This is a genomic window from Pseudomonas sp. Van50, from assembly GCF_055390755.1.
The window spans coordinates 2,180,785-2,204,259 of sequence record NZ_AP024343.1 but is presented as its reverse complement, the minus strand read 5'-3'; the positions used below and the strand labels follow the sequence as shown (position 1 = coordinate 2,204,259).

At 62.2% G+C, this 23,475-nt stretch carries 20 protein-coding genes, 1 other RNA gene and 1 pseudogene; 13 read left to right on the top strand and 9 right to left on the bottom strand.

What is annotated here, in order from left to right; translation table 11 throughout:
• Positions 1 to 144: 144 nt before the first annotated feature.
• The 10 genes and pseudogenes from ACZ5M5_RS09725 (at position 145) to ACZ5M5_RS09680 (ending at position 9,598) form a co-directional block, all read left to right on the top strand.
• A complete protein-coding gene (locus tag ACZ5M5_RS09725) occupies positions 145 to 399 on the top strand; it encodes a type II toxin-antitoxin system Phd/YefM family antitoxin (RefSeq protein ID WP_060738429.1) in 255 nt (84 codons plus the stop codon).
• Positions 399 to 821, top strand: a complete 423-nt coding sequence (locus ACZ5M5_RS09720; protein ID WP_464738946.1) for a PIN domain-containing protein — start codon at positions 399 to 401, stop codon at positions 819 to 821. The genes ACZ5M5_RS09725 and ACZ5M5_RS09720 overlap by 1 nt, the downstream gene beginning before the upstream one ends.
• A gap of 205 nt (positions 822 to 1,026) precedes the next feature.
• A complete protein-coding gene (gene ccoG, locus ACZ5M5_RS09715; RefSeq protein ID WP_060738431.1) occupies positions 1,027 to 2,442 on the top strand; it encodes a cytochrome c oxidase accessory protein CcoG in 1,416 nt (471 codons plus the stop codon).
• 11 nt (positions 2,443 to 2,453) lie between these two features.
• On the top strand, positions 2,454 to 2,993 hold the full coding sequence (locus ACZ5M5_RS09710; RefSeq protein WP_060738432.1) for a FixH family protein: 540 nt from the start codon (positions 2,454 to 2,456) through the stop codon (positions 2,991 to 2,993).
• Positions 2,994 to 3,171: 178 nt separating this feature from the next.
• Positions 3,172 to 5,621: pseudogene (locus tag ACZ5M5_RS09705) on the top strand (heavy metal translocating P-type ATPase).
• Between the two features lie 24 nt (positions 5,622 to 5,645).
• Positions 5,646 to 5,864 carry a cbb3-type cytochrome oxidase assembly protein CcoS gene (ccoS, locus tag ACZ5M5_RS09700; protein WP_060738434.1) on the top strand — a complete coding sequence of 73 codons (219 nt, stop codon included), beginning with the start codon at positions 5,646 to 5,648 and terminating at the stop codon, positions 5,862 to 5,864.
• On the top strand, positions 5,857 to 6,540 hold the full coding sequence (locus ACZ5M5_RS09695; protein WP_072407868.1) for a sulfite exporter TauE/SafE family protein: 684 nt from the start codon (positions 5,857 to 5,859) through the stop codon (positions 6,538 to 6,540). The genes ccoS and ACZ5M5_RS09695 overlap by 8 nt, the downstream gene beginning before the upstream one ends.
• A gap of 221 nt (positions 6,541 to 6,761) precedes the next feature.
• Entirely contained in the window at positions 6,762 to 8,144 is a 1,383-nt protein-coding gene (gene hemN / locus ACZ5M5_RS09690; protein WP_464738945.1) for an oxygen-independent coproporphyrinogen III oxidase, read from the top strand.
• Between the two features lie 94 nt (positions 8,145 to 8,238).
• Entirely contained in the window at positions 8,239 to 8,973 is a 735-nt protein-coding gene (gene fnr, locus ACZ5M5_RS09685; RefSeq protein ID WP_060738437.1) for a fumarate/nitrate reduction transcriptional regulator Fnr, read from the top strand.
• A gap of 76 nt (positions 8,974 to 9,049) precedes the next feature.
• Entirely contained in the window at positions 9,050 to 9,598 is a 549-nt protein-coding gene (locus ACZ5M5_RS09680; RefSeq protein WP_003183509.1) for an adenine phosphoribosyltransferase, read from the top strand.
• 126 nt (positions 9,599 to 9,724) lie between these two features.
• On the opposite strand, the gene recR is transcribed toward ACZ5M5_RS09680, so the two are convergent.
• From recR to dnaX, 4 genes are all read right to left on the bottom strand, one after another.
• Positions 9,725 to 10,327 (bottom strand): recombination mediator RecR, encoded by a 603-nt coding sequence (recR, locus tag ACZ5M5_RS09675; protein ID WP_060743061.1) that lies wholly within the window; start codon positions 10,325 to 10,327, stop codon positions 9,725 to 9,727.
• Positions 10,328 to 10,393: 66 nt separating this feature from the next.
• Positions 10,394 to 11,428, bottom strand: a complete 1,035-nt coding sequence (locus ACZ5M5_RS09670; protein WP_207281448.1) for an NADP-dependent oxidoreductase — start codon at positions 11,426 to 11,428, stop codon at positions 10,394 to 10,396.
• Between the two features lie 287 nt (positions 11,429 to 11,715).
• A complete protein-coding gene (locus ACZ5M5_RS09665; protein WP_003183512.1) occupies positions 11,716 to 12,054 on the bottom strand; it encodes a YbaB/EbfC family nucleoid-associated protein in 339 nt (112 codons plus the stop codon).
• Positions 12,055 to 12,118: 64 nt separating this feature from the next.
• Positions 12,119 to 14,194, bottom strand: a complete 2,076-nt coding sequence (gene dnaX / locus ACZ5M5_RS09660; RefSeq protein ID WP_464738944.1) for a DNA polymerase III subunit gamma/tau — start codon at positions 14,192 to 14,194, stop codon at positions 12,119 to 12,121.
• Positions 14,195 to 14,336: 142 nt separating this feature from the next.
• Here dnaX and ACZ5M5_RS09655 point away from each other — a divergent pair, with 142 nt between their 5' ends.
• The gene (locus tag ACZ5M5_RS09655) at positions 14,337 to 15,107 is read left to right on the top strand and encodes a substrate-binding periplasmic protein (RefSeq protein WP_464738943.1); all 771 of its coding nucleotides are present in this window, start codon (positions 14,337 to 14,339) and stop codon (positions 15,105 to 15,107) included.
• Here ACZ5M5_RS09655 and ACZ5M5_RS09650 read toward each other — a convergent pair.
• Entirely contained in the window at positions 15,053 to 16,801 is a 1,749-nt protein-coding gene (locus tag ACZ5M5_RS09650) for a putative bifunctional diguanylate cyclase/phosphodiesterase (RefSeq protein ID WP_464738942.1), read from the bottom strand. The genes ACZ5M5_RS09655 and ACZ5M5_RS09650 overlap by 55 nt on opposite strands.
• 338 nt (positions 16,802 to 17,139) lie before the next feature.
• Here ACZ5M5_RS09650 and ACZ5M5_RS09645 point away from each other — a divergent pair, with 338 nt between their 5' ends.
• Together ACZ5M5_RS09645 and ACZ5M5_RS09640 are read left to right on the top strand one after the other, a co-directional pair.
• The gene (locus tag ACZ5M5_RS09645; RefSeq protein WP_053120652.1) at positions 17,140 to 17,454 is read left to right on the top strand and encodes a helix-turn-helix domain-containing protein; all 315 of its coding nucleotides are present in this window, start codon (positions 17,140 to 17,142) and stop codon (positions 17,452 to 17,454) included.
• A 199-nt stretch (positions 17,455 to 17,653) separates the two neighbouring features.
• Positions 17,654 to 18,160 (top strand): DUF4823 domain-containing protein, encoded by a 507-nt coding sequence (locus ACZ5M5_RS09640; protein ID WP_464738941.1) that lies wholly within the window; start codon positions 17,654 to 17,656, stop codon positions 18,158 to 18,160.
• A gap of 181 nt (positions 18,161 to 18,341) precedes the next feature.
• On the opposite strand, the gene ffs is transcribed toward ACZ5M5_RS09640, so the two are convergent.
• From ffs to zipA, 4 genes are all read right to left on the bottom strand, one after another.
• An RNA gene (ffs, locus tag ACZ5M5_RS09635) (signal recognition particle sRNA small type) lies at positions 18,342 to 18,438 on the bottom strand.
• Positions 18,439 to 18,732: 294 nt separating this feature from the next.
• Positions 18,733 to 19,893, bottom strand: coding sequence for a zinc-binding metallopeptidase family protein (locus ACZ5M5_RS09630; protein WP_464738940.1), 1,161 nt, complete (start codon positions 19,891 to 19,893; stop codon positions 18,733 to 18,735).
• Positions 19,894 to 20,112: 219 nt separating this feature from the next.
• Positions 20,113 to 22,476 carry an NAD-dependent DNA ligase LigA gene (ligA, locus tag ACZ5M5_RS09625; RefSeq protein WP_464738939.1) on the bottom strand — a complete coding sequence of 788 codons (2,364 nt, stop codon included), beginning with the start codon at positions 22,474 to 22,476 and terminating at the stop codon, positions 20,113 to 20,115.
• A gap of 133 nt (positions 22,477 to 22,609) precedes the next feature.
• Complete coding sequence (gene zipA, locus ACZ5M5_RS09620; RefSeq protein WP_092166671.1) at positions 22,610 to 23,455, bottom strand: cell division protein ZipA; 846 nt, start codon at positions 23,453 to 23,455, stop codon at positions 22,610 to 22,612.
• Positions 23,456 to 23,475: the final 20 nt, after the last annotated feature.

Genomic DNA, 23,475 nt, shown 5'->3' with positions numbered 1-23,475 from the left:
ACGCCTGATGTACCAAAGGCCCCGTCAACCAACGTTGACGGGGCCTTTTTGTTTGCCGGTGCGACAGGACGAAATTGTTTTATCTTGCCCGCAATCAGTAGCAGTAGTAACGTGCCTACATTCAGTTTTATTGAGGACGCCGCCATGTCCATCACCACTATTTCCAGCCGCGAATTCAACCACGACACAAGTGGTGCCAAAAAAGCCACCCGCCAGGGGCCGGTCATCATCACCGACCGTGGCAAGCCGGCCCATGTGCTGCTAAGCATTGAGGAGTACCAGAAACTGACCGGCATCGGCACCAGCATTGTCGAGTTGCTGGTCATGCCCGACACGCCGGATATTGATTTCGATACCGAACGTGCCGTCATCTCTCCTCGACCGGTGGACCTGTCCTGATGTACCTGCTCGACACTAACGTCATCTCGGAACTGCGCAAGCCTCAAGCCGATAAGAACGTACAGGCCTGGGCCCGTGGCGTGCCCGCCCCCAGCCTTTACCTTTCGGCGATTACCGTATTGGAACTGGAAACCGGCGTGTTGCGCTTCGAACGCAAGGACCCGGTGCTAGGCAGCCACCTGCGCGCATGGCTGGACAACCATGTCATGCCCGCATTCGCCGGAAGAATCCTGGCGGTCGACCGCGCCGTCGCGCTGCGCTGCGCTCGCCTGCACGTTCCGGATCGCAGCAATGAATGCGATGCACTGATTGCCGCCACTGCGTTGGTCCACGGACTGACCGTCGTCACCCGCAACGTGAATGATTTCCAGAGCAGCGGCGTGGCGGTGCTCAACCCATGGTCATCCACTCCACCCGCTTGAGACGGCAGCTCCTACAATAGTCAATTGATCTGGGTCATGACTTGTTACATCCGCTACACCATTCTGTGCAGGCACCCAACGCGACCAAAGGTCGCACCCTTGAGCCAGAGCGACAGGCGTATCATTGCGCCACTGCAATACCCTTTCTGACCGTGGTCGGCACGTACTGGCCCCGGCACTTTTCCACTGCCGTGGGATGCAATTGATGAGCAACCAGATTCCGGTACATGACGTTACCCCGCCTGCCAAGGACGCGAACAAAAGCGTCGACCTGTACGCCTCTCGGGAAAAAATCTACACCCGCGCCTTCACCGGCCTGTTCCGCAACCTGCGGATGCTGGGCGGAGCGTTCTTGTTCCTGCTGTATTTCGGTACGGTCTGGTTGAACTGGGGCGGCCACCAGGCAGTCTGGTGGAACCTGCCGGAACGCAAGTTCTTCATTTTCGGTGCGACGTTCTGGCCCCAGGATTTCATCCTGCTGTCGGGGATGCTGATCATTGCGGCATTTGGCCTGTTCTTCATCACGGTCTATGCCGGACGGGTGTGGTGCGGCTACACCTGCCCACAAAGCGTGTGGACCTGGATCTTCATGTGGTGCGAAAAAGTCACCGAAGGCGATCGCAACCAGCGCATCAAGCTCGACAAGGCCCCCATGGGCGCCAACAAATTCCTGCGCAAGTTCGCCAAGCACAGCCTGTGGCTGCTGATCGGCTTCGTCACCGGCGTGACCTTTGTCGGTTACTTCACGCCGATCCGCGAACTGGTGTTCGAGTTCTTTACCGGCCAGGCCGATGGCTGGTCGTATTTCTGGATCGGCTTCTTCACCCTCGCCACCTATGGCAACGCCGGCTGGCTGCGCGAGCAGGTGTGCATCTACATGTGCCCTTACGCGCGCTTTCAAAGCGTGATGTTCGACAAGGACACCTTGATCGTGTCCTACGACCCGCGTCGTGGCGAAAGCCGTGGTCCGCGCAAGAAAGGTGTGGACTACAAGGCCCTGGGCCTTGGGGACTGCATCGACTGCACCATGTGCGTCCAGGTCTGCCCGACCGGCATCGACATCCGCGACGGCTTGCAGATCGAGTGCATTGGCTGCGCGGCCTGCATCGATGCCTGCGATAACATCATGGACAAGATGGATTATCCCCGCGGCCTGATCAGCTACACCACCGAACACAACCTCTCGGGGCAGAAAACCCATAAACTGCGCCCGCGCCTGATCGGCTATGCCCTGGTGCTGCTGGCCATGATCAGCCTGTTGGTGACGGCGTTCTTCATGCGCTCGCTGGTGGGTTTCGATGTCAGCAAGGACCGCGTGCTGTATCGCGAAAACGCCGAGGGCCGGATCGAGAACGTCTACAGCCTGAAGATCATGAACAAGGACCAACGCGACCATACGTACGTCCTGGAAGCCTCAGGCCTGCCCGACCTCAAGCTGCAAGGCCGTCGGGAAATCAAGGTCGCGGCCGGCGAGATCTACAGCCAGCCGGTTGAACTGTCCAGCGCACCGGAGCAACTGCCATCGAGCACCAACGAGGTGACCTTCATCCTCAAGGACGCCGATGACGAAAGCGTACATGTCGAAGCCAAGAGCCGGTTCATCGGCCCACAAACTCGTTGAGAGAACTGAACATGCCTGCAGCAACCGCCACCAGCCCTTGGTACAAGCACCTCTGGCCGTGGATCATCATCGCGATCCTGAGTTGTTCGGTGACCCTGAGCCTGACGATGGTGACCATTGCGGTGAAGAACCCGGACAACCTGGTCAACGACAACTATTACGAAGCCGGCAAGGGCATCAACCGCTCGCTGGAGCGCGAACTGCTGGCCCAGACCCTGCAACTGCATGCCAACGTGCAACTGGATGACGTGACCGGCGAAGTGAACCTGCGCCTGAACGGCGACAGCCGCCCCCAGACCCTGGAACTGAGTCTGATCTCACCGACCCAACCGGAGAAGGACCGCAAGATCGTCCTGACCCGCAACGACAGCGAACCGGGGCGCTACGTCGGCCAGTTGACGGACAAGATCGAAGGCCGGCGCTTTGTCGAATTGCTGGGGGTGGAGAACGACAAGACCTGGCGCCTGTTCGAAGAAGAACAGATCAACCACGACCAGGACATCCTGCTCGGCGATGAACCGCTGCAAGGCGCTGAAGACCTGAAGAAATAAATCGCTTCTCTGTGGCGAGGGAGCTTGCTCCCGCTGGGTCGCGAAGCGGCCCCGTTCTTCGTGTGACCGGCTCACCCGATTACGACTGCTACGCAGCCGAGCGGGAGCAAGCTCCCTCGCCACAACAGCGCCCATAAACCAGCAAACGCCCAGCCAGAAAGGCCTTCATGCGACAACCATGACCACTCCACAGCCCTGCTACCACTGCGCCCTGCCCGTCCCCCTGGCAGTCGCTTCACCGCCGTTGTCCTCGGTGAAACCCGCGAGCTGTGCTGCCCGGGCTGCCAGGCGGTGGCCGAGGCCATTGTCGCCGGTGGCCTGGAAAGTTATTACCTGCATCGCAGTGAGGCGTCGGCCAATCCCGAGACCCTGCCCGTCCAGTTGATCGATGAACTGGCGCTGTACGATCGCCCTGACGTGCAGCAATCGTTCGTGCGCCATGAGGGCGAACTGGCCGAAACCACCCTGTTGATGGAAGGCATCAGTTGCGCCGCCTGCGGCTGGTTGATCGAAAAACAGCTGCGCAGCCTGCCGGCCGTGGCCGAGACGCGGTTGAACCTGTCCAATCATCGCCTGCATGTGCGCTGGGCCGATGCGCAGTTGCCGCTGAGCACGCTGCTCGCCGAGTTGCGCCAGATCGGCTACGTCGCCCACCCGTACCAGGCCGACCAGGCGTGCGAGCAACTCGCCGCACAAAACCGCCTGGCCCTGCGCCAGTTGGGCGTGGCCGGCCTGTTGTGGTTCCAGGCGATGATGGCGACGATGGCCACTTGGCCGGAATTCAACATCGACCTGAGCCCGGAGATGCACACCATCCTGCGCTGGGTCGCCTTGTTTCTCACCACGCCCATCGTGTTCTACAGCTGCGCGCCATTCTTCAAAGGCGCCATGCGCGACCTGCGCACCCGCCACCTGACCATGGACGTTTCCGTGTCCCTGGCCATTGGCAGCGCCTACATTGCCGGGATCTGGACGTCGATCACTGGCGTTGGCGAGTTGTACTTCGATGCCGTGGGCATGTTCGCCCTTTTCCTGCTGGCCGGCCGTTACCTGGAGCGCCGGGCCCGGGAGCGCACGGCCGCCGCCACCGCCCAACTGGTCAATCTGTTACCGGCCTCGTGCCTGCGCCTGGCGGACGATGGCCAGAGCGAACGCATCCTGCTCAGCGAGTTGCGCACCGGCGACCGAGTGTTGGTGCATCCCGGGGCGGTCCTGCCGGCTGACGGCAGAATCCTCGAGGGGCAGTCCAGCATCGACGAATCCCTGCTGACCGGTGAATACCTGCCACAACCTCGGCAGGAGGGCGACGCGGTCACCGCAGGTACGCTGAATGTCGAAGGCGCCTTGACCGTCGAGGTACTGGCCCTCGGGCAAGATACCCGGTTGTCGGCCATCGTTCGCCTGCTGGAACGGGCCCAGGCCGAGAAACCACGATTGGCGGAGATCGCCGATCGCGCCGCCCAATGGTTCCTGCTGTTCTCCCTGGTCGCGGCGGCGGCCATCGGCCTGTTGTGGTGGCAACTGGATGCCTCGCGGGCCTTCTGGATCGTCCTGGCGATGCTGGTCGCCACTTGCCCCTGTGCATTGTCCCTCGCCACGCCGACCGCCCTCACCGCAGCCACCGGCACCTTGCACAAACTTGGCCTGCTGCTGACGCGCGGCCATGTACTGGAGGGCCTGAACCAGATCGACACGGTCATTTTCGACAAGACCGGCACCCTCACCGAAGGCCGCCTGGCGTTGCGCGCCATTCGACCACTGGCGGCCCTCGACAGCGATCACTGCCTGGGCTTGGCCGCAGCCCTGGAAAACCGCTCGGAACACCCCATCGCCCGTGCTTTTGGCCGCGCGCCAATGGCCGCCGAGCAGGTGCAAAGCACCCCGGGGCTGGGACTGGAAGGCCTCGTGGCCGAACAACGCCTACGCATCGGCCAGCCCGGTTTTGTCTGCGAACTGAGTGGCGCGGCCATACCGCAGATGCCGGACGAAGCCGGGCAATGGCTGTTGCTGGGCGATGAGCTCGGGCCGCTGGCCTGGTTCGTCCTCGATGACCGCTTGCGCGCCGACGCCCCGGCCCTGCTGGCAGCCTGCAAGGCGCGGGGCTGGCGTACGCTGCTGCTGTCGGGCGACAGTTCGCCGATGGTTGCCAGCGTCGCCGCCGAACTGGGCATCGACGAGGCCCGGGGCGGCCTGCGCCCGGACGACAAACTGGCGGTGTTGCAGCAATTGCACCAACAGGGCCGCAAGGTGCTGATGCTCGGCGATGGCGTGAACGACGTGCCCGTGCTGGCGGCGGCGGACATCAGTGTCGCCATGGGCTCGGCCACCGACCTGGCCAAGACCAGCGCCGACGCCGTGCTGCTGTCCAACCGCCTCGACGCCCTGATCCACGCCTTCGACCTGGCTCGACGCACTCGCCGGGTGATCGTCGAGAACCTGGTGTGGGCAGGGCTGTACAATGGCCTCATGTTGCCGTTCGCCGCCCTCGGCTGGATTACACCGGTGTGGGCCGCGGTCGGCATGTCCATCAGTTCGTTGACCGTGGTGTTGAATGCCCTGAGGCTGACGCGTCAGCCCAAGGCGCAGGTTTTCACCGCCACGCCCGATACCCGCCCGCTGCCGGCCTGAGCCGCGCGGGCATGGAGTTCCGACATGCCAGCTCTTTACGTGATGATCCCGGCCGCGCTGCTGATCGTGGCCATCGCCGTGTACATTTTCTTCTGGGCCGTGGACAGCGGACAGTACGACGACCTCGACGGTCCGGCCCATAGCATCCTGTTCGACGATCAGGACCCGAACCACAAGGCGGCGGTGGACGAAGCCAGTGGCGAAGTCCGCAAGGCGGACGACAAGGCCCCACCCCATGCTTGACCTGGCGCCACTGCTGGTTTCGGCCGTTATCCTTGGCCTGCTGGGCGGTGGTCATTGCCTGGGCATGTGCGGCGGCCTGATGGGCGCCCTGACCCTGGCGATTCCCAAGGAACAGCGCAGCCGCCGCTTTCGGTTGCTGCTGGCGTACAACCTGGGACGAATCCTGAGCTATGCCACCGCCGGGTTGCTGATCGGCCTGGCCGGTTGGGCCGTGTCCAACAGTCCAGCAGCGATGATCATGCGAGTGCTGGCCGGCTTGCTGTTGATTGCCATGGGCCTGTACCTGGCGGGCTGGTGGAGCGGCCTGACCCGCATCGAAAGCGTGGGACGTGGCTTGTGGCGGCACATCCAACCCGTCGCCAACCGCTTGCTGCCGGTGTCGAGCCTGCCCCGGGCCTTGCTGCTCGGTGCGCTATGGGGCTGGCTGCCGTGCGGGCTGGTCTACAGCACCCTGCTATGGTCCGCCAGCCAGGGCAATGCCCTGGACAGCGCCCTGCTGATGCTCGCCTTCGGCCTGGGTACCTGGCCGGTGCTGCTCGCCACTGGCCTGGCCGCCGAGCGCATCACCGCCCTGCTGCGCAAACGCAGCGTGCGCATGGCCGGCGGGCTGTTGGTGATTGTTTTCGGGATCTGGACACTGCCGGGGCCGCATCAGCATTGGCTCATGGGCCACTGAATGTGGGAGCCGAGCTTGCTCGCGATGGCGGTGGTTCAGCTGACATCCGTGCTGGATGTGCCGCCGTTATCGCGAGCAAGCTCGGCTCCCACAGGTCATGTATCGTCTTCAAAGGCCTTGCACACCCTTTCTGCGCAGCGAGCTCGTTGACACAAATCAAGACCACCCCGCGCCTCCCCCCCTAGACTCGCCCCATGCCAGCCTACCCGGGGAACACCCGCATGCTCGACGCCATCCGTTGGGACTCAGACCTGATCCGCCACTACGACCTGGCGGGACCACGCTACACCTCGTACCCGACTGCGGCGCAGTTCGGCGGCCAGGTGGGCACCTTCGACCTGCTCCATGCCCTGCGTGACAGCCGCAAGGCCCGGCGACCACTGTCGGTGTATGTGCACGTGCCGTTCTGCGCGAACATCTGCTACTACTGCGCCTGCAACAAGGTCATCACCAAGGACCGTGGCCGCGCCCACGCCTATCTGCAACGCCTGGAACAGGAGATCCAGTTGATCGGCTGCCACCTGGACCCTACCCAGCCCGTGGAACAGCTGCACTTTGGCGGCGGCACCCCGACGTTCCTCAGCCACGACGAGCTGCGTCAACTGATGGCCACGCTGCGCAAGCACCTCAACCTGCTGGACGACGATTCCGGCGACTACGGCATCGAGATCGATCCCCGGGAGGCCGACTGGTCGACCATGGGGCTGTTGCGTGAACTGGGGTTCAATCGGGTCAGCATCGGCCTGCAAGACCTTGACCCGGCGGTGCAGCGTGCCGTCAATCGCCCGCAAAGCCTGGAAGAAACCCGCGCGGTGGTCGAGGCTGCCCGAACCTTGCAGTTCCGCTCGATCAACATTGACCTGATCTACGGCCTGCCCAAGCAGACCCCGGACAACTTCGCCCGCACTGTCGAGGAAGTCATCCACCTGCAACCGGACCGGCTCTCGGTGTTCAATTACGCCCACCTGCCGGAACGCTTCATGCCCCAGCGGCGCATCAACAGCCAGGACTTGCCGAACCCGGAACAGAAACTGGCGATGCTGCAGGGCACCATCGAACAACTGACCGCCGCCGGCTACCGCTACGTTGGCATGGACCACTTCGCCCTGCCCGACGACGAGCTGGCCATCGCCCAGGAAGAGGCCACGTTGCAGCGCAACTTCCAGGGCTACACCACCCATGGCCATTGCGACCTGATCGGCCTCGGCGTGTCGGCCATCAGCCAGATCGGCGACCTGTATTGCCAGAACAGCAGCGACCTGAACCATTACCAGAACACCCTCGCCGACGGGCAACTGGCAACCAGTCGCGGCTGGGTATGCAACGCCGACGACCGGCTGCGGCGTGCGGTGATCCAGCAATTGATTTGTCATTTCAACCTGGCCTTCGCCGAGATCGAGCAAACCTTCAATATCGATTTTGGCGGATATTTTGCGCCGCTATGGCCGCAATTGCAGGCCATGGCCAAGGACGGCCTGATCGAACTCGACAACACGCACATCAAAGTCCTGCCCGCCGGGCGCCTGCTGGTGCGATCCGTGTGCATGGTCTTCGATGCCTATCTGGAGCAGCACAACCGGCAGCGCTTCTCCCGAGTTATCTGAGCGCGACAATTTGACGACGAAACCGCACTGGCCGGAGTGCCTACGCTGGGGTACCCTTACGGCCTATGTGTGTTTTCCCACAAGGATTGAAGAAATGTCCGAGCCAGTCAAACTGCGCGCCCACAACCAGGCCCACTGCAAGGATTGCAGCCTGGCCCCGCTGTGCCTGCCACTTTCATTGAATCTGGAGGACATGGAGGCGTTGGACGAAATCGTTAAACGGGGCCGCCCGTTGAAAAAAGGTGAATTCCTGTTTCGCCAGGGCGACACCTTCGATTCCGTCTACGCGGTGCGCTCGGGCGCCTTGAAAACCTTTAACTTGAGCGATGGCGGCGAAGAGCAGCTCACCGGTTTCCACCTGCCCAGCGAACTGGTGGGCCTGTCCGGCATGGACACCGAGACCCATCCGGTCTCGGCCCAGGCGCTGGAAACCACCTCAGTGTGCGAAATTCCCTTCGACCGCCTGGACGAGCTGGCCCTACAGTTGCCGCAACTGCGTCGCCAGTTGATGCGGGTCATGAGCCGGGAAATCCGTGACGATCAGCAGATGATGCTACTGCTCTCGAAAAAAACCGCCGACGAGCGCATCGCCACGTTCCTGGTCAACCTCTCGGCACGCTTCCGCGCCCGCGGGTTCTCGGCCAACCAGTTCCGCCTGAGCATGTCGCGCAACGAAATCGGCAATTACCTGGGCCTGGCGGTGGAAACCGTGTCCCGGGTGTTCACCCGTTTCCAGCAGAACGAATTGATTGCCGCCGAAGGCAAGGAAATTCACATCCTCGACCCGATCCAGCTCTGCGCCCTGGCCGGCGGCTCGATCGACGGCTGATGAACGAGCGCGGCTGAGGGATTTGCCCCGCCGCGCTATACTGCCGCGTTTGCAGCCCTGCCAGGACACCTCCACGATGGTCTTTGACTCCTTCGACATCAAATCCCTGATCCGCCCCGTGATCGATTTCCCCAAGCCCGGCGTGATCTTTCGCGACATTACCCCACTGTTCCAATCCCCGACCGCCCTGCGCCTGGTCATGGACAGTTTCGCCCACCGCTATGTCGAGGCCGAGTTCACTCACATTGGCGCGATGGATGCACGCGGTTTCCTGATCGGTTCGATCCTGGCCTATCAGCTGAACAAACCGCTGGTCTTGTTCCGCAAGCAAGGCAAGCTGCCGGCCGACGTACTGGCCGAGGGGTACCAGACCGAATACGGCGAAGCCTTCCTTGAAGTGCATGCCGACAGCCTGTGCGAGGGGGATTCGGTGGTGATGTTCGATGACCTGATCGCCACTGGTGGCACGCTGATCGCCGCCGCCAACCTGATCCGTCGCATGGGCGCCAAGGTCCACGAGGCCGCAGCGATCATTGACTTGCCGGAACTGCTCGGCTCCCAGCGCCTGGAAGACATGGGGATCCCGACGTTCTGCCTGACGCAGTTCTCCCTCAGCGAAAAATAATTGCCAGGCAACCATCAAACCTGTGGGAGCGAGCTTGCTCGCGATAGCGGTTTATCAGTCGCATGGATGTTGACTGATCCACCGCTATCGCGAGCAAGCTCGCTCCCACAGGGTATGGGGTAGCGGTTACAACGCGATCGGCTTACGGCCCGCAAACGAATGCGCCAGCGTTCCACCGTCCACCAACTCAAGCTCCCCTCCCAGTGGCACGCCGTGGGCGATGCGGGAGGCGACCAGGCCTTTGTTGTTCAGCAGTTGGGCGATGTAATGGGCGGTGGCTTCGCCTTCGACCGTCGGGTTGGTGGCGAGGATGACTTCCGTGAACGTGCCCGCCTCTTCGATCCGCGCGATCAACTGTGGAATGCCGATGGCTTCCGGCCCCAAGCCGTCGAGCGGGGACAAATGGCCCTTGAGCACGAAATAACGGCCACGAAAACCGGTCTGCTCCACCGCATACACATCCATCGGCCCCTCCACGACGCAAAGCAAGGTGTCGTCCCGACGCGGGTCGGCGCATTGCGGGCAGAGGTCGTCTTCGGTGAGGGTGCGGCATAAACGGCAATGCCCTACACCTTCCATGGCCTGGCTCAGGGCCTGGGCCAGGCGTGAACCGCCGCTGCGATCACGCTCGAGCAATTGCAACGCCATGCGCTGGGCAGTTTTCTGACCCACACCCGGCAACGTTCGCAGGGCATCGATCAGTTGGCGAATCAAAGGGCTGAAGCTCATGGAGGAAATGTCCGACATAACAACGAGACGCGGTTTATACCCGCGCCTCCGGTTAGCGTCAAATACTCAATCCTGCGCGACCCGCACCACCAACTTGCCGAAGTTGCGCCCTTCCAGCAGGCCGATAAACGCCTGTGGCGCATTTTCCAAGCCATCGACCACGTCCTCACGGAACTTGACCTTGCCATCGCGCACCCAAGGGGCCATGGCACTGATGAACTCCGGCTGACGGTCACCATAGTCGTCGAACACAATAAACCCCTGGATTCGCACGCGTTTGGTCAGCAAGGTGCGCTGCAGTTGCGGCAAGCGATCCGGGCCGCTCGGTGCTTGATGATCGTTGTAGGAGGCGATCAGGCCGCAGAGCGGGATCCTCGCCTTGGCGTTGAGCAACGGCACGACGGCATCGAAGACCTTGCCGCCGACGTTTTCGTAATAGATATCGATGCCCTTGTCACAGGCCTGCGCCAGTTCTTCGGCAAAATTGGCGCTCCTGTGATCGACACAGGCATCAAAGCCCAGTTCGTCGACCACGTACTTGCATTTCTCGCTGCCGCCTGCGACCCCGACGACACGCAGGCCCTTGATCTTCGCCACCTGGCCGACCACCGAGCCCACGGCACCCGAGGCGGCCGCGACCACCAGGGTTTCCCCGGCCTTGGGCTGGCCAATGTCCATCAGCCCCATGTAAGCGGTCATGCCCGGCATGCCCAGTACCCCCAAGGCCATCGACGGGCTGGGCAGCCCGGAGGGGATGGGCATCACGTTGCGCCCATCGCTGATGCTGTGGCTCTGCCAACCCGTGGCGCCCACCACCAGATCACCCTCCTGGAATTTCGGGTGCATCGATCGCTCCACGCGGCTGACAGCGCCGCCGGTCATCACCTCGTCGATTTCCACCGGCGCGGCGTAGGAAGGTGCATCGCTCATGCGCCCACGCATGTAGGGATCCAGGGACAGAAACAGCGTCTTGAGCAGGATCTGCCCCTGTGCCAAGTCCGGCAGGGTCACCTGCTCCAGGCGGAAATTCTCCGGGGTCGGGGCGCCGTGGGGGCGAGAGGCCAGGACGATGCGCTGGCTGGTGGTCGATGCTTGTGACATGGAAGCGTCTCCTTGATCGTTGAGTGGCACGTATAGGGAGCAGACCCTTGCCAGGGGGCAGCGTTCGATGTTTGTTCAGTTGGACCGCAGTGGCCGCATCGCGAGCAAGCTCGCTCCCACATAGGACCTGCGACGAACCTCACAATTGAGGAGCACTTCAATCCAGTGTGGGAGCGAGCTTGCTCGCGATAGCGGCCGGACATCCAACGTTGTATCTGGGCCAGAAACAAAAATGCCAGGCGCGATGCCTGGCATTGTGTGTAGCCCATCCCGACCGGGATGGCGAATCAGAACGGCAATTTCATGCCCGGTGGCAGTTGCATGCCAGCGGTCATGCCGGACATCTTGTCCTGGCTGTTGGCTTCGATCTTGCGCACCGCGTCATTGACGGCGGCAGCGAACAGGGCTTCGAGCATTTCCTTGTCATCTTCGCTCAGGCCTTCGACCACGCTTGGGTCGATGCTGACACGCTTGATGTCGTGACGACCGGTCATGACCACGGTCACCATGTCGCCACCAGATTTGCCGGTGACTTCGGCGTTGGCCAGTTCTTCCTGCATCTTGGCCATTTTTTCCTGCATCTGCTGCGCCTGCTTCATCAGGCCGGCCATGCCACCTTTCATCATGGGAATCACCTCGAAAGTACTTGGATAAACAACACGCCCGGCCCGTTCGGCCTGGCGCCTTCAGTTATGAGCCCTGGGTGACCGGGGCCTCGACAGGTTCGATAGTATCGTGACGGACCACGGCGCCGAACTGTTGCATCATCTGCTGGATGAATGGATCACCGTGGATCGACTCCTCGGCTTCGCGCTGACGGTCGGCACGGCGGCGGGACGCGGCCTGGGCCGGGGTCTCCTGCTCGGGCTTGATCAGCTCGATGGTCAGCGTCAGGGTGCGCTCGTGGTACTGGTTCAGTGCATCGTTGAGGCGACGTTGCTGGGTCGCGTTGAACAGTGCGCTGTGGGCCGGGTCCAGGTGCAGCAGCCAGTGGTCGCCCTCCACGGCCATCAGCGTGCAGTTGGCGGCGATGCTGCCGGTCATGCCGCTGATCGGCAGTTTAGGGAACAGTTCCAGCCACTGCAGGGCCAGCCCGGTGGCCGGCATCGCCGCCGGTTCCGGCTCGGGCTCCGGGGCTGGCTCGGCGGCGTGCTCGCTGGCCAGGTCGTCCAGGTAGCTGTACGCCGAATCCATGTCCGGCTCGATGTAATCCTCATCCAGCGGCGGCTCGTCGTCCAGGTCGATGCCCGGCGTGGCGATATCGACGTCGGCCACCGTCGGCTCGGGCACGGGCGCTGCGACCCATTCCGGCGCATCGGGTACCACGCTGTCGGGCGTCGGCAGGGGCATCGGCGGCAACTCGGGCTGCTCGGCGACGGTTTCCAACACGGGCTCGACGACCGGCTGCTGGACCACTGGCGGCTCGACCGGGTCGTTCCAAGGCAGGTCGACGACTTCTTCGGCGACGGGCTCGGGCAGTGCCTCGACGACCGGCTCGGGTTCCGGCTCGGCCGTCGCGACCACAGGCGCCGGCACCGGCTGGGCTACAGGTGTCACCGCTGCCGGAGCCGAAGTCACTGCCGGCGCAACGACGGGCGCGGCAGCCACTGGCTTGGCGGAATCAGCTGTGGCCTGGCTGATCCCCACTGGCTTTAGCGTTTGCCTCGGGGCATCCGCCGTATCGGCTGGCCGGAACGCCAGCATTCGCAACAGGACCATTTCGAAGCCGCCTCGCGGATCCGGTGCCAGGGGCAGGTCGCGACGGCCGATCAGACCCATCTGGTAATAGAACTGCACGTCTTCGGCCGGCAGCGCCTGGGCCAGGGCCAGTACGCGATCACGGTCGCCATGGCCGTTGTCGACGCCTTCAGGCAGGGCCTGGGCAATGGCGACACGGTGCAGCACGTTGAGGATTTCCGAGAGTACGCCATTCCAGTCCGGGCCCTGCTCGGCCAGGTGACGCACCGCCTCGAGCAGCGCCTTGGCATCGCCTTCGATCAGCGCATGCAAGACGTCATAGACCTGGCCGTGATCGAGGGTGCCGAGCATGGCTCGGACATCGGCGGCCATGACCTTGCCTTCACCGAAAGCGATGGCCTGGTCGGTCAGGCTCATGGCGTCGCGCATCGAACCATCGGCGGCGCGGCCCAACAGCCACAGCGCATCGTCTTCGAATGGCACGTTTTCGACGCCCAGTACGTGGGTCAGGTGCTCGACCACCCGCTCCGGCGTCATGTTCTTCAGGGAGAACTGCAGGCACCGCGACAGAATCGTTGCAGGAAGTTTCTGCGGGTCGGTGGTCGCCAGGATGAACTTGACGTAGGGCGGCGGTTCTTCGAGGGTCTTGAGCAGCGCATTGAAGGAATGGCTGGAGAGCATGTGCACTTCGTCGATCAGGTAGACCTTGAAGCGCCCACGGCTCGGGGCGTACTGCACGTTGTCGAGCAGTTCGCGGGTGTCTTCGACCTTGGTGCGGCTGGCGGCGTCGATCTCGATCAGGTCGACGAAGCGGCCCTCGTCGATTTCCCGACAGACTGAGCACTCGCCACAAGGTGTCGAAGTGATACCGGTTTCACAGTTCAGGCACTTGGCAATGATCCGCGCGATGGTGGTCTTGCCCACGCCACGGGTACCGGTGAACAGATAGGCGTGGTGCAGCCGCTGGCTGTCCAAGGCATTGATCAGAGCCTTGAGCACATGGGTCTGGCCGACCATTTCGCGGAACGAGCGCGGACGCCATTTACGTGCAAGAACCTGATAACTCATCGAAAACCGTCGCAACGAAGGAACATAAGCGGCTAATGCTAGCGGAGCAGGGGCGAAATTGCATCCGGTGTGCTCGTCTAATGTGACTAAGCTAGGCTACGGGACTCGTTGTCGACACGGTTTTACACAGTCAGGAGAGTTTATGCGCTCAGCCATGGGGGCTTTGCTGTTGTTGAGTACCGGCTGTCTTGCCGAGGAAGCCCCCTTGCGTTTCGCCGTTACCGATGGCTGGGCAATGCCCATGGTGCAGATTGAACGAGGCCGCCCGACCCAGGGCATCATTCCCGACATCATGATCAGCCTGGCGACCCAGATAGGAAAGCCGGCGCAATTCCACGTCCTCTCCCGCGCCCGGCTCGACGGTGCCATGAAACACGGCGAGGTCGACATGCGTTGCTATGTCAGCCCTGACTGGGTGAAGGACAACGATGATTATCTGTGGAGCATCCCGTTGTTTTTCCAACGTGACCTGCTCGTCGCCACCACAAGCGTACCCGCGACGGTAACGCCAACAACGCTGTCGCCCCAACCCATCGGCACGGTGCTCGGCTACAGCTACCCGACCTTGCAACCCTTGTTCGACGCCGGTCAACTGTACCGCGACGATGCCCGCAGCCAGGAACAAGTGCTGGCGAAACTGTTGGCCGGGCGTTATCGCTATGGGATCAGTAATCAATGGGCGCTGGACTGGTTCAATCAACGTCATACCGCTGATCGCCAACTCCATGAGGTGGCTGTCCTGCAGGAACAGCGGTTGAGCTGTTATGTGCGCAACGATCCGAGCATTCCCGCACAGCGCATTCTGAGGACATTGCTGAACATGAAGACGTCCGGGGAAATCGACGCGATCATCCAGCTCTACACCGGCCGCAGTGAAGCATCACGGGCCGAGAGCGAGGCGCCCTCGCCCTGATCGCCTGGCCGCTGCCGCCATTGCGACGGCGGAACGAACCCCTGCACCCAGCCGGGTATCTGTTCGGGCGGCATGGGCCGGGCGATGAAATAACCTTGTGCCACCTCGCAGCCCAGGCGCAGCAACAGTTGGCCATGCTCCAGGCTGTCCAGCCCTTCGGCGACCACCTCGCGGCCAAACGCCCGAGCCAGGCCGATCACCGCTTCGGTCAGCGCCAGGTCGTCGCGGTCATCGAGAATGTCGCGCACGAAGGTCTTGTCGATCTTGATGGTTTGCGTGCGCAGGTGCTTGAGGTCGTTGAGCGAGCAGTAGCCGGTGCCGAAACCACCCAGGGAAAACCCCACGCCCAGTGCCTGGCACGCCTGGAGGCAGGCGCTGACGTGGGCCAGGTTCTCCACGGCGACGGACTCGACAATCTGCAGGTCCAACAGCCGTGGCGGCACCGCCGAATGCCGCTCCAACACCTGTCGCAGTCGCTCGACAAAATCCGCCCGCTGGAAATGCCGTGCCGAGATATTGATGCTCACCGGCCAGCCCTGCCCCGCCTGCTGCCATTGTTGCAACTGGGTCAAGACCTGTTCCATGACCCACTCGCCGATCTCGACGATCAGGTCAGTCTCCTCCACCAGGGGCAAGAACTCCCGAGGCGGCACCAGGCCACGTTGCGGATGCTTCCAGCGCAGCAGCGCCTCCAGGCCGACCACGGTGCCATGACGCATATTGACCTTGGGCTGGAAATGCAGCCGCAGTTCGTTATCGGCCAGTGCCTGGCGGACCCGCTCGACTGTCTGGTAAGTGGCCCGCACCTCCTTGTCCCGGGACACATCGAACAAGTGGAAACGATTGCGACCGCTTTGCTTGGCCACGTACATCGCCTGGTCGGCATGACGCAACAGGGTCTCGGCGTCTTCGTTGTCCCACGGGAACAACGTGACGCCAATACTGGCGAAGACCTTGATGTCCTTGCCGTCAATGGCATACGGCATGGAGACGGCGATCAACACCCGGTTCAACGCGGCATGCAGCTCTTCCATCCCGCGCACATGGCGCAACACCAGCACGAACTCATCCCCGCCCAGCCGCGCTACCACGTCCTCGCCACGCACAATGCTGCGCAGGCGCCTGGCGACCTCCACCAACAGTCGATCACCGCTGGCGTGACCATAGCCGTCATTGACCGCCTTGAAGCCATCGAGGTCGAGCATGCACACCGCCAAGGGCAGGTTTTCCTCCCGGGAAAACTCCAGGGCCTGGTCCAGCAGATCCGATAGATAAGTACGATTGGGCAGGCCGGTCAGCACATCGTGACCGACCCGCCATTGCAACGAATGCAGCAGGCGACGCTTTTCGCTGACGTCGAAGCGAATCGCCAGGTAGCGCTCGATTTGGCCGGTCTCGTCGTCGATCACCGGCACCAGGGTGGTGTCGACCCAGTGCAGCGTACCGTCCTTGGCCCGATTGCAGATTTCCCCTTTCCAGACCTGGCCCAGGGCAATGGTGCCCCACATGGCGCTGAAGAACTCGCCAGGGTGCTGGCCGGAATTGAGCAGGCGATGGTTCGCGCCCAGCAGCTCATCGCGCCGGTAACCGAAAAGACTGCAAAATTGATCGTTGACGTAGGTGATGCGCCCGCTCAGATCGGTCTCGGAAAAAATCGCGGCGGCGTCAACGGCCCTGCGGTACTTCTTATCCATCGAAGCAGTCATCCATGAGTCAGGCTCATTTGTCGCGCGCGGTTGCACCGCCTTCAAGACAGGCGAAAATCAACTAGGCTCAAACACTCTGAGAGAAGCTGGAGCGCGGGCCCTGGCGATGCCAAGGGAGAGCTTCAGCCCTTGCCTTGTATCGTGGCAAGAACACAAGGCCCGGCCCCCGCACACACCTCGGCTTCGAAAAGCAGGTCACCAAATACCCGTGCCAAAGGCCGATTCTACGAAACACATCACATTTTGCAAAGCAAGGTGATGGATCACGCGGTTGCCTAATGCGAAAATCTATCGTTAAGTTCTTGATTCTAAATGGGAATTAAGCGATGCAAATTTCAAGTTTGGGTCCGGCCATCAGACGCTACCGCAAAGTAGCGGGGCTTACTCAGGCTGAACTTGGCGAAAAAACCGGTTTTGACCCTAAAACCATCAGCCGCTTCGAAACCGGCACCTACACCCCCAGCGTCGAAGCCTTGTTCCTGCTTGCCAATGTGCTGGATGTGCAACTGAAGGCCTTTTTTGCCGACATGGCCGATGAGGACGAACAGCGGGCGTACCTGTTCGGTGTCATACACAAAGCCACCCCGAAGGACCTGGGAAAGCTGATCGCAGCGGTCGACCAGGCCTTGTCCAAGCCTTGACGCAGTGAAAGAGCAGCCTGGCCTGTCGAGGCGAGACAAGCCAGGCTTCTCTTTGCTCGCCTGCCCAATTCCGAGGATGACGCACGACATAATGTCACGTTGACATCTCTTGCCACGAACCCGGACTATCAACGCACTGATTCCTGCGTCCCGATGACGCCCACCGACTCGTCGACACAACAAAATCCCAGGGGACTCCGTGCGTAAACTTTCGATCATTCTTGTCTCGATACTCGCCACAGGCTGCACCGCCAAATACGCGCAACAAGACGTATTCCCCAACCCGGGAAAACTTGATCGGCAAATGCCCGTCACCATCGCCATACCGGTCGACGGCCGCTACGAAACGACGCCCTACCCTGCCTCCGGTGATATGACAGCTGCCACCGTCAAGACGGCCTTCTCTTATTACACCAACCGTGTGACGGTAGTGGGCGCGTGCCGTGAATTGAGCTGCCTGAGACAGAACAGCCCTTCGGGCTACTACGTCATCCCGGAAATCCTGCACTGGGAAGAACGCGCCACGGAATGGTCGGGCCTCCCCGACAAGATTGAAGTGAAGCTCGCCATTTATGGCCCGACTGGCGCACAGCCGCTGGGGTCTGCGATCTTGTCCGGTAAAAGCAAATGGGCGACTTTCGGTGGGGATCATCCACAGGATCTTTTGCAAGAGCCGATTACTGAGTATGTGAAGGCTCAGTACTGACCCCAGGGCCCGGTCCTGTCGATGCACAGGACCGGCCTGCTTGTTGACGTTGACGCTCGATTGTCTTGTCCGGCCAAAGCCTGGACAGCAGAAAGCACCGATCGGTATCGATCAGCAAAACAGCAAGAAATTTTGAAGTTTGCAAACCTTGCGAATGAAGGCTTGGGCGTTATGGAGGCAACCCCACCAGCCACACCCCGGCACACAATGTTCCCGCTGTGGCTGCTTCCTTCCGGATCTGACCAGGTTCACGGGTAATCGTTGCGGGGGGACCGATGGGGTCACCATAACGACGCCCGCCTGACGGCGAGCCGCGCCATTGTACCTATCTGGCAAGAAGTTACAACCGTTCGCGGCGGATTAAAAAACTGAAGATGTTCAAGTACTTGCTATGGGAACAAAGCGTGTCTGCGATGAAGTCGGCACATCCGGCATGATCGCAGGCTGACCTGTCGCTATCGCGAGCAAGCTCGCTCCCACAGGGGGGATCTGCGCTTCGCGTGTGTGGGAGCGAGCTTGCTCGCGAAGGCGTCGGTACATTCAACAGGGTTGCAAGCTGCCTCCACAGAAAACTACAACAACACCTCATCCGCCCGACCACCCTCTTCCTGGATCACCAGATGGATGAAATGCAGTTTGGTGATCACCGCTGCCGGCACGACGAACGGGTAGAAGTCCGGCTGGCCCATGCTGCGGGACAATTCGTTGAGCATGCCGGCCAGTTCGATCCAGGCGTTGACGAACGAGAGGAAAGCCGCGCCGCCAGTGTGTTCGGGGTCGTACAAGGTCTCGGGCGGGAACGGTTGGTAGTCGAAATCCATCTCCCGGGCACTCATGCCGAAGCCCAGGGCAGTGTCTACCGCATCCATCATGTGCAGGTAATGGGCCCAGGTTTCCGCCCAGTCTTCCCAAGGGTGCATGGTGGCGTAGGCACTGACGTAGCGGGTTTGCCAATCCAGCGGCGCACCTTGCTGGTAGTGGCGTTCCAGGGCTTCGGCATAGCTGGCGCGCTCATCGCCGAACAACTCGCGAAACGCCTCGAGCCAGTGGCTGTTGGCAATCAGTCGATCCCAGTAGTAATGCCCCACCTCATGACGAAAATGCCCGAGCAAGGTGCGATACGGCTCGCGCATCTGCTGGCGCACGTACTCACGATGGGCATCGTCCGCCTCTTTGATGTCGAGGGTGATCAGCCCGCTGGCATGGCCGGTCATCGGCGATTTGCCGTCGGGGTCGACGCCGATGAAGTCGAAAGCCAGGCCGATGTTTTCGTCGACGGTTTTCGGGATGACCGGCAAGCCAAAGGTAATCAGTTGCGCGACCAGACGACGCTTGGCGGTCTCGACCTTGCGCCAGCGCTCAGGGTTTTCCGGAATCGACAGGTCGGGGATAGTGCGGTTCAGGCTGCAGGCGATGCACAGGGTATCGCGCCCATTGTCCGGCAGCAGCCAATTGCAGGCCGCCGGGGTGTCGAGGTTGGCGCAACGGCGGAACAGCCCGGCTTGCGGATCGGCATCCAGCGTCCAGGTGTCGGGCTGCTCAGCGGGCTGCAGGGAGGACAAGCGACTCTGATCGGGCTGATACCCCAGGGCCGCCAGGCAGGCCAGGCATTGGCTGTTGCGAAAGAACAGGGACTGGCCGCAACGACACGGCCAGACCTTGCTGTTACGTGACCGATCACCCAGGAACGGCGCGGCGATGCGTGAACTCAGTTGTTCGAAGAAGCGGTACATGGCGATCTCTCCCTGGAGCCTGCAAGACTAGATCATGCTCCGTGTCGGATCGTTCCCCCGCACTGCATCACAGCACCGAATAAACCGTGGCGAGGGAGCTTGCTCCCGCTGGGTGGCGCAGCCGCCCCAATCGGAACGACTCAACCTACCAGACAGACCGCGACAGGAGGTTTTACGACGGCTGCGCCGCCGAGCGGGAGCAAGCTCCCTCGCCACGGATCACGATTGAACCGTGATGCCATGCTGACTCAAAAAAGCCACGAACGCCGCTTCGTCGAGCACCTTGAGGCCCAGCTCGTTTGCCTTGGTCAATTTCGAACCCGCCCCCGGCCCGGCCACCACGCAATGGGTTTTCGCCGACACGGAACCGGCCACCTTGGCCCCCAGGCTCTCCAGCTTGTCCTTGGCGACGTCACGACTCATCAGCTCCAGCGAACCGGTCAGCACCCAGGTGTGCCCGGCCTCCGGCAAGCCTTCGACGACTTTCTTCTCGCTTTGCCAGTGCATGCCGAAGTCGCGCAACTGCTGTTGCGCCGCTTCGGCCTGTTGACGGTTGGCGGCGATGGCGAAGAACTCGCGTACGGCGTTGGCCTGCTTTTCCGGCAGCGCCTGGCGCATGTCCAGCCAATCGGCGTTCATCACGCCTTCGAGCGAGCCGAACTTGTCCGCCAGTTTCTGCGCCCCGCCCGGCCCCACCGAAGGAATGTGCAACTTGTCGAGAAAGCCACCCAGGGTGGTGCTGGCGGAAAACTCGGCGCCCAACTCGCCCTGGTCCTGGATCTCGAGGCCATGGCGCAGCAGGTCCTTGATCACCTGGCGGTTGTGTGGGTCCTCAAAGAAGCTGTGGATCTCGTGGGCGACTTCCAGACCGACGTCCGGCAAGTACGTGAGCACCTGGGGCAAGGCCGCCTGCACGCGCTCCAGCGAACCGAGGGAACGAGCCAGGACCTTGGCCGTCTCCTCGCCCACGTCCGGAATGCCGAGGGCGTAGATAAACCGTGCCAGGCTTGGTTTTTTGCTGTCGACGATGGCGGCCAGCAGGTTCTTGCTCGACAGTTCGGCAAAGCCTTCCAGGTCGACCACCTGTTCGAAGGTCAAGGCATACAGATCGGCAGGCGAACCCACCAGCCCCTCATCCACCAGTTGCTCGACGCTCTTCTCGCCCAGGCCCTCGATGTCCATGGCCCGACGCGAAACGAAGTGAATGATCGCCTGCTTGAGTTGCGCGCCACAGGCCAGGCGACCGACGCAGCGGTACACCGCGCCTTCGCTGACGGTTTCGCGGCCCTTGCTGCGCTTGATCAATTGCGTGCGCTCGACGTGGGAGCCGCAGACGGGACATTGCTGGGGCACCTCCACCGGGCGGGCGTTTTCCGGACGGCGCTCGGTGACGACCTGCACCACCTGCGGGATCACATCCCCGGCGCGGCGGATGATCACGGTGTCGCCGATCATCACGCCCAGGCGCGCCACTTCATCCATGTTGTGCAGGGTGGCGTTGGCCACGGTCACGCCGGCGACTTTCACCGGCTTGAGTCGGGCCACCGGAGTCACCGCGCCCGTGCGGCCGACCTGGAACTCGACGTCCAGCAACTCGGTGAGTTCTTCAGTGGCGGGAAACTTGTGGGCGATGGCCCAACGCGGTTCCCGGGCGCGGAAACCGAGCTCGCGCTGGGAGGCGATGCTGTTGACCTTGAACACCACGCCGTCGATCTCGTAGGGCAACGCGTTGCGCCGCTCGCCGATGTCACGGTAGTAATCCAGGCATTCGTCGATGCCGCGGGCCAGTTTCAGCTCACGGCTGATGGGCATGCCCCAGGCCTTGAGTTGCTTGAGGTTACCGATGTGGGTGTCGGCGATGTCCGACGTCACCTGGCCGATGCCGTAGCAACAGAACTCCAGGGGACGGTTGGCCGTGATCCTGGAATCGAGCTGACGCAGGCTGCCGGCCGCCGCGTTGCGCGGGTTGGCAAACGTCTTGCCGCCCACCTCCAACTGCGTGGCGTTGAGGCGCTCGAAGCCGGCCTTGGACATGTACACCTCGCCGCGCACTTCCAGCAGCGGCGGCCAGCCGGTGCCCTGCAACTTGAGGGGAATGTTGCGCACGGTGCGCACATTGACGCTGATGTCCTCGCCCGTGGCGCCGTCACCGCGCGTGGCGCCGCGCACCAGCATGCCGTCCTGATACAACAGGCTGACCGCCAGCCCATCGAGCTTCGGCTCGCAGCTGTACTCCACCACCGCGCCACCGCCCAGCAAGTCACCCATGGGCAGGTCGAGACCTTCCGTCACCCGCCGGTCGAACTCACGCATGGTGGTTTCGTCGAAGGCGTTGCCCAGGCTGAGCATCGGGATCTCGTGGCGCACCTGGCTGAACGCCGACAGCGCCACGCTGCCGACCCGTTGGGTCGGGGAGTCGCTGGTGACCAGTTCCGGATGCTGCTCTTCCAGGGCCTTGAGCTCGTGGAACAGGCGGTCGTACTCGGCATCGGGAATGCTTGGCTCATCGAGGACGTGGTAGCGGTAGTTATGCTGATCCAGCTCGGTACGCAGCTTTTGGATGCGGGTTTCAACGGCGTTCATGGGTGTTCTCTCATAAAGCAAAAGAGCAGCCTAGGCTGCTCGATTTTCTTGATACATGGGGGCGCTTCGCACCCCAGCGGGAGCAAGCTCCCTCGCCACACAAAGCTCTCTGGGCAGGAGAGCCATCTATCGCTCAGCGCTTCTGGGTCAGCGCCCGGCGCTCGAATTCGACGATGCGCTGGCGGTAGTGCTCGATGGTCTGGGCGGTCAGCACGCTGCGCTGGTCATCCTTCAGTTCACCATTGAGTTCCTGGGACAGCTTGCGCGCCGCGGCCACCATCACGTCGAAGGCTTGCTTGGGATGACGCGGGCCCGGCAGGCCGAGGAAGAAGCTCACCGCTGGCGTGCTGAAATGATCGATGTCGTCGAGGTCGAACACACCGGGCTTGACCGCGTTGGCCATGGAGAACAGCACCTCGCCGTTACCGGCCATGCTTTCGTGGCGGTGGAAAATGTCCATCTCGCCGAAACGCAGGCCGCTTTCGAGGATGTTCTGCAGCAACGCCGGGCCCTTGAAGCCGGCCGGGTCGCGGCAGATCACGCTGATCACCAGCACTTCTTCAGCCTGGGCCTGGTCCTTGTCGGCGCTCGGGGTCTTGGTCTCGTCCGGGAAGTCGCCGTCGCGACTGCTGAAGCTCGGCCCACCATCCAGGTCGAGGTTCAGGTTCAAATCACCTTGGGACGGCTCGCTGTTGCGCTTGCCGCGCTTGGAACCCGACTCCCGTGGCTCGCGGACAGGTGCGCTCATCGACGGCAAGTCGTGCTCGTCCAGCTGCGGCTCCTTGTGGGTGTCCAGCACCCGCGGCGGGCCCAGCAGTTCGGCGCTGTCATCCTCATCAGGCAGGTTCGACAGGCTGCGATCCAGGCGAAACTTCAGTTTCCCCTTGCCGCCGCGCATGCGACGCCAGCCGTCGAAAAGAATACCGGCAATGACAATGATGCCGATGACGATCAGCCACTCGCGCAGACCGATTTCCATGTAATCCCGTGCCTCTATAA